This window comes from Lyngbya confervoides BDU141951, assembly GCF_000817775.3.
GTDB classification, from domain to species: domain Bacteria; phylum Cyanobacteriota; class Cyanobacteriia; order Thermosynechococcales; family Thermosynechococcaceae; genus Lyngbya; species Lyngbya confervoides.
Genome location: NZ_JTHE03000001.1, coordinates 1 through 9,802, shown reverse-complemented (window position 1 = coordinate 9,802; position 9,802 = coordinate 1). Strand labels below are relative to the sequence as shown.

10 protein-coding genes are annotated in these 9,802 nt (G+C 54.1%); all 10 read right to left on the bottom strand.

Features of this window, described 5'->3' with window-relative positions:
• Positions 1-59: 59 nt before the first annotated feature.
• The 10 genes from QQ91_RS00050 to QQ91_RS00005 all read right to left on the bottom strand — a co-directional run bounded on the left by QQ91_RS00050 (position 60) and on the right by QQ91_RS00005 (position 9,707).
• A complete protein-coding gene (locus QQ91_RS00050; protein WP_166283716.1) occupies positions 60-236 on the bottom strand; it encodes a hypothetical protein in 177 nt (58 codons plus the stop codon).
• The gene (locus QQ91_RS00045; RefSeq protein ID WP_166283714.1) at positions 229-507 is read right to left on the bottom strand and encodes a hypothetical protein; all 279 of its coding nucleotides are present in this window, start codon (positions 505-507) and stop codon (positions 229-231) included. The genes QQ91_RS00050 and QQ91_RS00045 overlap by 8 nt, the downstream gene beginning before the upstream one ends.
• A gap of 43 nt (positions 508-550) precedes the next feature.
• Positions 551-3,277 carry an MGH1-like glycoside hydrolase domain-containing protein gene (locus tag QQ91_RS00040; RefSeq protein ID WP_166283712.1) on the bottom strand — a complete coding sequence of 909 codons (2,727 nt, stop codon included), beginning with the start codon at positions 3,275-3,277 and terminating at the stop codon, positions 551-553.
• 64 nt (positions 3,278-3,341) lie between these two features.
• Positions 3,342-5,321 (bottom strand): amylo-alpha-1,6-glucosidase, encoded by a 1,980-nt coding sequence (locus QQ91_RS00035; RefSeq protein ID WP_166283710.1) that lies wholly within the window; start codon positions 5,319-5,321, stop codon positions 3,342-3,344.
• A gap of 2 nt (positions 5,322-5,323) precedes the next feature.
• Entirely contained in the window at positions 5,324-5,653 is a 330-nt protein-coding gene (locus tag QQ91_RS00030; protein WP_166283708.1) for a hypothetical protein, read from the bottom strand.
• A 237-nt stretch (positions 5,654-5,890) separates the two neighbouring features.
• A complete protein-coding gene (locus tag QQ91_RS00025; protein WP_236096246.1) occupies positions 5,891-6,856 on the bottom strand; it encodes a VOC family protein in 966 nt (321 codons plus the stop codon).
• Positions 6,857-6,880: 24 nt separating this feature from the next.
• Positions 6,881-8,116 (bottom strand): nuclear transport factor 2 family protein, encoded by a 1,236-nt coding sequence (locus QQ91_RS00020; protein WP_236096245.1) that lies wholly within the window; start codon positions 8,114-8,116, stop codon positions 6,881-6,883.
• Positions 8,113-9,120 carry an L-histidine N(alpha)-methyltransferase gene (egtD, locus tag QQ91_RS00015; RefSeq protein ID WP_166283706.1) on the bottom strand — a complete coding sequence of 336 codons (1,008 nt, stop codon included), beginning with the start codon at positions 9,118-9,120 and terminating at the stop codon, positions 8,113-8,115. The genes QQ91_RS00020 and egtD overlap by 4 nt, the downstream gene beginning before the upstream one ends.
• 92 nt (positions 9,121-9,212) lie before the next feature.
• Entirely contained in the window at positions 9,213-9,461 is a 249-nt protein-coding gene (locus tag QQ91_RS00010; protein WP_236096244.1) for a hypothetical protein, read from the bottom strand.
• 30 nt (positions 9,462-9,491) lie between these two features.
• On the bottom strand, positions 9,492-9,707 hold the full coding sequence (locus tag QQ91_RS00005) for a GMC oxidoreductase (protein ID WP_349306844.1): 216 nt from the start codon (positions 9,705-9,707) through the stop codon (positions 9,492-9,494).
• Positions 9,708-9,802 lie beyond the last annotated feature (95 nt).

Sequence of the window (9,802 nt, the reverse complement as noted above, 5' to 3'; positions counted from 1 at the left end):
CACAATGTCGTGGATGCTCTCATTGCTCTATTTTCTGGAAGCCCCAAACCTTTCTTACTTCAGCCTGAGTAGTTACGTTCTGGCAAGATTTCACCGACCAAATAGGCCAGGGAAATCCCTGCCCCAAAGGATTGCCAGCGGTAACCGGATAATCGCTTCAGCCAGGCGACGTGACTATTGAGCAAATGCAGCAGCGCTAAGGCCAGGACCAAGCCTAGATTCAATCTGTTAATCATTATGAATGCCTGCGGCGATCAGTTGATTGGCCGTATAGTCTGCCCAGGATTGTTGCCCTCCAACCGATTGGTAGTGTTGATAGCTGTCTTTCAAGAACTGACTTAACTGGGCTAGGGTCAGGGGTGTGGCTAAGCATGAATTCAGCCCATGCTCCAGCAAGTATTGGGCATACCAGGTGGGCCAATCTGCGTCATAAACGCCCTTTAGGGTGGTTTGCTCATAGTGATGATGGGCCTGACCTGCTTGGGTTAAACGGTCGGGAAGATTCATGGTAAAAGCCTCCGTTATTCTCATACTTAAGCCTTACGGCACGCTATGGTCTGGCGCTGACGGGCTCTAGGCGTACCTCAGCATCTGGATCTTGGGGCTGGTCGGCATATTCGCTGGATTGTTGAATCAGCTTGGCGATTAAGCCCGTCCAACCCGTCTGATGGCTAGCCCCGATCCCAGCTCCGTTGTCACCCTGGAAATACTCATGAAACAAAATGAGATCGCGCCAGTGGGGATCGGTTTGGAATCGGGTGATTCCCCCATAAACAGGCCGATGACCGGCAGCATCGGGTTGAAAGATCGCAATCAGGCGTTGGGATAGGTCCATCGCCACCTCCCAAAGGGTTTTCTGGGTCTGATCTCCGCTGGGGCAGGCCACTTTAAAGTCATCCCCCAGGTAGTGGTAAAACTTTTGCAGGGATTCAATCAACAGATAATTCACGGGCATCCAGATCGGCCCGCGCCAGTTAGAGTTGCCGCCAAACAAGCCGGTGCTGGACTCAGCTGGTTCATAGTCCACCCGATACTCGGTGCCATTCACATTAAAGAGGTAAGGGTGAGACGCATGGTAGCGAGACAGCGCCCGAATGCCATAGGGACTGAGAAATTCTTGCTCGTCCAACATTTTGGCCAGAATCCGCTTGAGCTTTTCAGGATTTGCGATCGCCAGCAGTCGGCGCTGCCCCACCCCCGGCTTTTCAAAGCTGGCGATATTTTGCACCAGATGGGGTCGATGCTGCACAAACCATTCCAGCCGTTCTTTAAAGGCCGGTAGGCGATTGAGCAATTCGGGTTCAATGGTGGTGACGGCAAATAGAGGGATCAGCCCCACCATCGATCGCACCTTGAGACGGATGGATTCCCCCCCTGGCAGTTCCAGCACATCGTAGAAAAAGCCGTCATCTTCGTCCCACAGCTCATTGTTTTGTGAGCCGATTTGATCCATGGCGGCGGCAATATAGATAAAGTGTTCAAAAAATTTAGTGGCAATGTCTTCGTAGACCGGATTCTCCAGGGCCAGTTCCAGGGCAATGGTGAGCAAATTCAAACAATACATTGCCATCCAGCTGGTGCCGTCGGATTGCTCAATCCGTCCCCCGGTCGGCAAGGGAGCACTGCGATCAAAGACGCCAATATTGTCCAGCCCCAGAAAGCCTCCTTCAAAGACGTTGTTGCCTTCCACGTCCTTACGGTTCACCCACCAGGTAAAATTCAGCAACAGCTTTTGAAACACGCGCTCTAAAAACTGCCGGTCCTGACGGCCATAGATCTTTTGCTCAATCTTGTAAACGCGCCAGGTGGCCCAGGCATGCACCGGCGGGTTCACATCGCCAAAGGCCCACTCGTAGGCTGGTAGCTGACCGTTGGGGTGCATGTACCATTCTCGGGTGATCACATCCAGTTGATACTTGGCAAACTCCGGGTCTACCATGGCCAGCGGCAAGGTGTGAAAGGCCAGATCCCAGGCGGCAAACCAGGGATATTCCCAGGTGTCGGGCATGGAGAGAATATCCTGAGCATCCAGATGAGGCCACTGGCGATTGCGTCCCTGGCGGCGTTCAGGGGGCGGCGACGCGGCGGGGTCGCCCCGTAACCAGTCCTCAATGCTGTAATAGTAGTACTGCTTAGACCAGAGCATGCCCGCAAAGGCCTGCCGCTGAATCTGGCGCAGGTCCTCTGTCATGGCAAACGGGGTTAATTGTTGATAAAAGTCATTCGCGTCCTGTTGACGCTGCTGAAACACCTGCTCCGCTTGCGACGAAAACGGTGCTGCTGAAGCTACCGCTGCGTCTTCATGACAGAGGCGTAAATAAACAACCTGAGTCTCTCCGGGTAAAATCTCGAACGCATAGTGAGCCGCAACTTTAGTGCCGGTTTGATCTGGATTGACCGCCCCTGGCTGCTGGTTCACCACGGCCTGGTGAATGCCATCCTTAACGTAGGGCGATCGATTCTCTCCCCCAAATAGCTGCTGCTGATTGGTCTCGTTCTCGGTAAAGAGAAGGGCTGGCGCTCCCAGCGGGTCCCCACAATATAGGCGATACTGGCCTAGGGTTGGATGCAGCGCCTCTACCGCTGGCCCATCAAGTCCAGCCATTGCCTTGAGGACGGGCTTTACGGTCTTGGAGTCCCATGACCAGGTATTGCGAAACCACAGGGTTGGCAACAGATGCAGGGGGCTGACCTGTGGCCCTCGATTGGTGGCACTGAGGCGGATCCAAATATCTTCCGGGGCGGCCTTGGCATATTCAATCGTGATATCAAAATAGCGGTTCTCGTTAAAGACGCCGGTATCCAATAGTTCAAACTCAAAGTCACGTCGGGATCTTTGCCGATTTTCCGCCACCAGCTGAGCGTAGGGAAATGCTGCCTGGGGATACTTATAAAGCATCTTCTGGTAGCTATGGGTGGGGGTATTGTCCAGGTAAAAATAGTATTCTTTTACATCTTCACCATGGTTTCCCTCAGGGCCAGTTAACCCAAACAGGCGTTCTTTGAGAATGGGATCAACTCCATTCCACAGGGCGATCGCAAAGCATAGCCGCTGCTGATCGTCAGACATGCCGCCAATGCCGTCTTCCCCCCAGCGGTAGGATCGCGATCGCGCCTGGTCATGGGAGAAATAATCCCAGGCGGATCCATAGGGACTATAGTCTTCTCGCACGGTGCCCCACTGGCGTTCGCTCAAGTAAGGCCCCCATTTTTTCCAGGGAATATTTTGGGTGCGATCTGCTTCCAGACGTTGGGCTTCTAGAGTTGTGTTTAGCATAGGAAGGAGGGAGAGAAAGAGGGAAGAAGGTGTGAAATCTAAAATCTAAAATCTAAGACCTGATCTAAAGGCTCATCCGCCAGGCCCGTAAGACTTCTGCGACGCCCCAGGCTTGGGCAATGCAGCCTCTGGGAATAAACGGGGCATCACCGTCAAAGATCTCGCTAATGGTGCCCAGTCCATGGTCCCGTAGATGATGCGCCAGGGGCGCTAACAATGCCTGGGTCTGGACAGGATCTTGATACACATGGTGATGGGCCAGGACAAAGGGGCCGATTAGCCAGCTCCAGGTGGTGCCCTGATGGTAGGCCCCATCGCGTTGCCGCTGATCGCCGCCGTAATGACCTTGGTATTGGGGAGAATCGGGGGATTGCGATCGCAAGCCATAGGAGGTCAGCAGAACGCGACCGCAGACATCCACCACCTGCTTGGCCTGGGGAGGCGAGAGTAACCGATGGCCATTGCCCCAAAGCATGGGTAGAGAAACGGCTAGCAGTTGGTTGGGTCGTAGATCGGCTTCGTGCCCGGCTGGCCCATCCAGCACGTCGTAACAATACCCGGCTGTGGGATTCCAGAACCGAGTAAATCTGGCCTGGGTGCGATTGGCCATGGCTTCGTATTTCTGGTGCGGCTTATGGAGCTGACGCGCCAACTGGGCCAGGGTGCGCAGGGCGCTGTACCACAGGGCATTGACTTCGATGGGTTTACCGATGCGCGGCGTGACCACCCAATCGCCCACTTTCGCATCCATCCAGGTCAGCTGCACGCCGGGTTCACCGGCATAGAGTAGCCCATCCGTCGGATCCAGATGAATCTGATAACGGGTGCCGCGACTATGCCAGTCAATGATCTCCGCCAGCACCGGGAATAGATCTGCGATCAGTTTGTCGTCCTGGGTGGCCTGATAATAGAGCCGCACCGCTTCAAAATACCAGAGGGTGGCATCGACGGTATTGTACTCAGGGGTTTCCCCAGCATCGGGAAAGCGATTGGGCAACATGCCCTGGTCCACATACTGGGCAAAGGTGCGAAGAATGGATCCGGCAATTTCAGGCCGTCCTGTTGCCAGGGTCAGGCCGGGCAGGCTGATCATGGTATCTCGTCCCCAATCTCCAAACCAGGGATAGCCGGCAATGATGGATTTACCCTGAGCCCGATTCACCACAAACTGATCCGCTGCTAGCACCAACTGTTGAATCCAAGCGGGTGCCGTGGTTTTCTCTGGCAAGCTTTCCTGCCAGCATTTGATCAGAACCTCTTCAGAGCGTTGCCGCTGACGCAGGGCCTCGGCCCCTGCCAGGCTGCTATCCGCATCTGTGGTGGCCACCACGGTCAGAGATTCGCCTACTGTCAAGGTTGTTTCTATGGTGGCGACCTGGAGATGATCTTCAACTGCAGGCAGACCGCGATAGCGCTCCAAGGCCAAGTCGAAACCGTAATGCCAGGCCTGGACCGGGGTAATTTCTCCTCGATCGGCCCATAGATAAAAGGGGGTCGCCCCCTCAAAGGCTTGAATCTCAACGCCCTGGGTCAGGGGCAAGAGGGTCATCTGCCAGCCTTGGGCCTGGGTACTGCTGTGGTAATCTCGGTAATTGACCAGTCCTTTTAAAGTAAGCGACAGGGGCTGAGTGGCCCGCATCAGCCTATACCGAATATAGGTGGTATTGGCGCCGGCAGCCATCCAGATGCGTTTTTCTAACCGGGCATCTCCCCAGGTATATTGCCATACCGGGAGGGTGCCCTCCAGCGAAAAAGATTCTAGAAAGTGATAGCCTTGAGGGTCTACGGTGCCATCAGCCCAGCGATTGGCAGACATTGGATAGCGGTGCCCGGCGTAGGCGACGGTTTCGTCTAGCTTGGTCACCAGTAAGGTGCGACCCAAGGGCGGCCTCAGAGCCGCGACCAGCAGACCATGGTAGCGACGGGTGAGTAGCCCGGCCACTGTGCCTGAGGCATAGCCACCGATGCCGTTGGTGACAATCCATTCTCGTGATTCGGCAGTGGCTCGGTGACCGCAAATTTCCCGTCCAAAGGTTATTGTCATGGCTATCCCCTCGGGAATCTAGTTTGAGTAGGGCCAAAATTCGCTGCGCCAGCATGGGGCATACTGTCGTAGGTGCGATTAGCCGGGCCAGAGGGACGGCGATCGGCACCGGGTTCGTTAAACCCAACCTCTACAATTTGGGCGTCGCTATAGCGCCAAGCTGTTTTCATCAAGGCCACCCCCTCGGGAGTGGCCAAATTTGCCCCAGCCTCTGGACGTAGCGCAGGCACCTCGCTCACGACCTGAGTCACAACTCCCCATTGCCCGCGTGAGAAAGCCAGGATCAAAATGATGCTGATCCAGGTCGTATAGAGATACCGTTTGGGATTCATGATAGATCACCTCTCATTCTGGCGTCACCGTCACTGGCCGCGGCAGAAAGGGCTGAAACTGCGATCGCAGCCATTTCCGCAATCAGGGTGAGACGTGTCATTGGTGTACTCCTTTTACGGTTCAACTATTCTCAAAACATGTCCATCTGGATCGCGGACCAAAAAGCCTTTCTGGAAGCCCAGGCTTCTGTCTGGTAACCGCACTACGCCAGAGGAAACCAGTTGGAAGCCCGCCGATCACAACCGTTCAGCCATCTGGTCTGCATTGCCGACCAAGAGTGTGGTTTGCCACTGCACCAGATCATTCGCCTGAGTCTCTCCTGGGAAGGGACGTCCACCGGCTGGGGCCAGATAATCCAGAAACTCAATCCCAGGTCCTGTCGAAGCCCTGAGCCCGCTAATCTGTAAATGCGCCCCAAATACATTGTTAAGATGCTCCTGCTCACTGCCGTAGTTTTCACTTTCCCCAGCTAGCCGCAGCCCCAGCAAATCCCGATAAAAGCGTAAACTGTCAGCCGTATCGGACACCCCAATCGCCGTATGATCAATGCCTAAAAAGATCTGCGTCGAGGCATTCTGCCAGCGGGGATCGCCCTTGCCGGCGGGGAAGTGAATAATCTCTAGATTATGGCCATCGGGATCGCGAAAGTAAAAGGCTTCTATGCCAGCCGCCGCCGGGAGATAATCCGGCAATCGTTGAGGCGCGGTGGAAACAAACTGGACATGATGTTGACGTAACCTGTTAAAGGCCGTCTCCATATTGCTAACCACAATAGCAATATGCTGAAACCAAAGGTCATTACTGCGCGAGTCCGCCGGAATCGGATCGCCCTCAGGGGTCAAATAGTCAGTCAGCTCAAGTACTTCATTTCCCAGCCGCAGTTTCACAACCCGCATCCGAGCACCGAACACCCCTTCTAAGTGTTCATATTCACTGCCCATCACTTCTACATCAGAAACCACTTGAAAGGGCAGCACCTGAGTGTAAAATGCCAGAGCCCGATTCATCTCAGCAACGGTCATGCCCACGGCGCTAACGGTAGTGACAGCGCTAGGTTGCTGGGCCAGGCGCGTCATCGCTGATTGGCTCACTTCAACCGGTGCCCTTTGGGACCAGACCGCTGGTTGACAGGTTAAGACAGCGACTAATGCACTGAACCACCCTATAGTACGGGTAAAGGGGCGGGTGACCTTTCGAATCATAACCGTTCACCTCAGGGCTAATATTTATTCAGGAAGGCTCATGCAGCTTTGGGTATCGATATACTCTCGCCAGCGTCGAATCCGTCGATTTTGAAAATCAATCACGATGGCATCAGCAGCGTTACTTTGTTTTCCAGTTTCAATTTCAGTTTCTTGCCAGTGCCATTCCACCATGGCTTGATTAGCCATCGTTAAGATGCGCTGAATTTCGATTTTGATCGGCGCATAGGCGGCAGCGAAGTTAGCGGCGACGGCCCGAATCGCTACTGGGCCAATCCAACAATTACCCGGAACCATAAATTCTCCATCAGCCCAAAAGAGTTCAGCAAAGGCATCCGCATCGCCATTGATCCAGGCGTTAGCTGCCCGTTGAATCAGGGTGATTTGCCAGGCCGATGTGGGCATATCGCGAATCCGGGCCTGACTGCCCAATAACTCAGCAGAGGCATTGACAGCCGAGGTAATGAAGGCATTGATCTGAGCTATCAAGGCTGGAACAGTTCCTGGAATCAGGGTGGAGGCCGTCAACACGGCACCCACCCAATGCTGAGTATGCCAGTGGCCACCCCCCTCCAGCGACGGTAAAGGATCTGTCGGCGGGTCAGGATAGGGAGATACATACCAGTAGGGTTGGTCATAGCTCCTATCACCGGGCGATAATCCGATCCCAATTGTCAGGGCTTGCCCATTCCGAGTCTCCGGCAAGGTGACCAAGGTGGCCATGTCAAAGTGGTGGGGCCAAATATGGATGGCTGATGCCCCCGCCATCTCCTTCACCCATTGACTCAGGCAGTCATGGGTGAGCCCATAGTAACTGGCTAACTGTTGACGGGCCGCAGCGTCGCCGGGGGCAAAGGCTGCCCCATGGGCAACGGCATGATCCGGAAAATCATCGGGGGGATAGGAGAGAAACTGTAGTTTTTCCACCGCTGTCCCCAGGGGAGAGAGTACCGACTGTAGCCAGGACAACCCCTGATCCAGGGTTTGTCCGATCAGTTCCAGGGCCGCGATCTTCTCTCCCTGCGACCCCACCACCCTCAGGGTCAAGCTGACCGGATCCAGCGTCACCCGAAAGGGGGTAGGCCCCTCAATTCGTTGACTGCTAAACCAACCCTGCTCAGGTAGCCAATCCAGGCTGCTATGGCTATGGTCGGGCTGGGAAAGGCTCAGGGCATGACCTGTCATTGCCATAAATTGAATCGCATAGTGCAGTTGCAGTCGGGCGTCAGTCAGATTTGGGTGGGGCGTTAGGGGAGTCATGGTGAAGAGATGGCTAAATAATGGACACTAAACAGATTTTGCGGATCGCACCAGACGACCTGAGGTTGGAATCCAGCCAGTCTGGCCAAGTCTTGAAACGCTGAGAGGCTGTACTTGTAAGAATATTCGGTTCGCAAGGTTTCTCCCTCGCAGAAGGGAATGGCCACATCGCCAAGGTGGACAATCTGATAGCACCGGCTGACCAGGCACATTTCAATTCGGCCGATGGGATTGTAGTGAGCCCGGTAACTAAAGTGATTTAGATCGAAGTTGGCCTCTAACTCACGATTCATCCGACTCAGAAGATTGAAAGCAAAGGCCGCGGAAACCCCTTGCGCGTCATCATAGGCCGGTTCTAGAATCTCGGCAGATTTGTCTAAATCAACCCCGATCAGCAGGCCGCCCTTAGGCTCCAGCAGCGTGGCTGCCTGGTTTAAAAACTGCATCGCTTCATGGGGTTCCAGGTTGCCAATGGAGGAGCCTGGGAAAAAGCCCATTTTGCGTTTGTGGCGCAATGCAGCAATATCCGGTAGCTGCAGGGGCTGCGTATAGTCCGCGCAGATTGCGATCGCACTGAGCCCCGGATACGCGATCACCAAATTCAAGCACGATTCATACAGATGCTGCTTAGAAATATCTAAGGCCACATAGGTTTGTAGTTGCGGAGCCGCATCCAGTAAGGTGCGAATTTTCTGGCTGCTGCCACTGCCAAATTCGATCAACACCCCATCCCCAATCAAATCAGCCACTTCAGCCGCGCAGTTTTGTAAGATCTCCATCTCAGTTCGGGTCACATAGTATTCATCCAGTTCACAAATCCGATCAAATAGCTCTGCGCCCTGCTTATCGTAGAGAAATTTTGGCGAAATTGTTTTCTGCGGCTGTTGCAAGCCCGTCAACACCTCAGCCCGGAAATCCTCAACCGGCGGATGAAAATCATAGAACGTCACATCCAGCGGCGGCGTCAACCCCACCTTAGTGGGCGTAAGCGGGAGTATAGTCATCGAGAAATCTCCAAAATTTAAACTTCAACATCTATGACCGAGCCAATCGAATGCCGCTAAATTGCCAACGCGCTTGGGGCGGGAAGCTGTAGCTACACCCCCATCGCATCGTCCACATCAGCTCGGTAACGATAGACCTCCTGCATGGTAGATCGAGATAACAAGCCTCTCTGAGAACGGAAATAACGTGTGCCTACCGCTTCATAGTAGGAGTTAAACAGGTAGCCGTACTGAGGATGAAAAGTCTGGTCGTCAATAGCGAGAGGCGGCAACCCGTGAGCCGGCTGAGTCGGCTGATAGGTCTTCAAGACATCCGTCGACTGGAAAATCTTAAGCGTCATAGTAACCCCAAAATTAGAATTGTGTGAGCACTAGAGTCTTGTCAGCAGGTGATCGCCAACCCGCAGAGCATTGGCAATAATCGTCAGGGTTGGATTAACCGCACCGCTGGTCGGGAAGAAGCTTCCGTCTACGACGTAGAGATTATCGATATCGTGGGTGCGACAGTTTAGATCCAGCACAGAGGTCGTTGGGTCTTCACCAAAGCGACAGGTGCCAACTTGGTGGCCGACCCCATCTAGGGGCAGTTTGCCCGTGAAATAGGATTGGTAGTCCTAAACCTGTAAGGATGCATTGTAATGATGGATGAAGTACCAGATAGCGCCAATATGGTTCTCCAGCT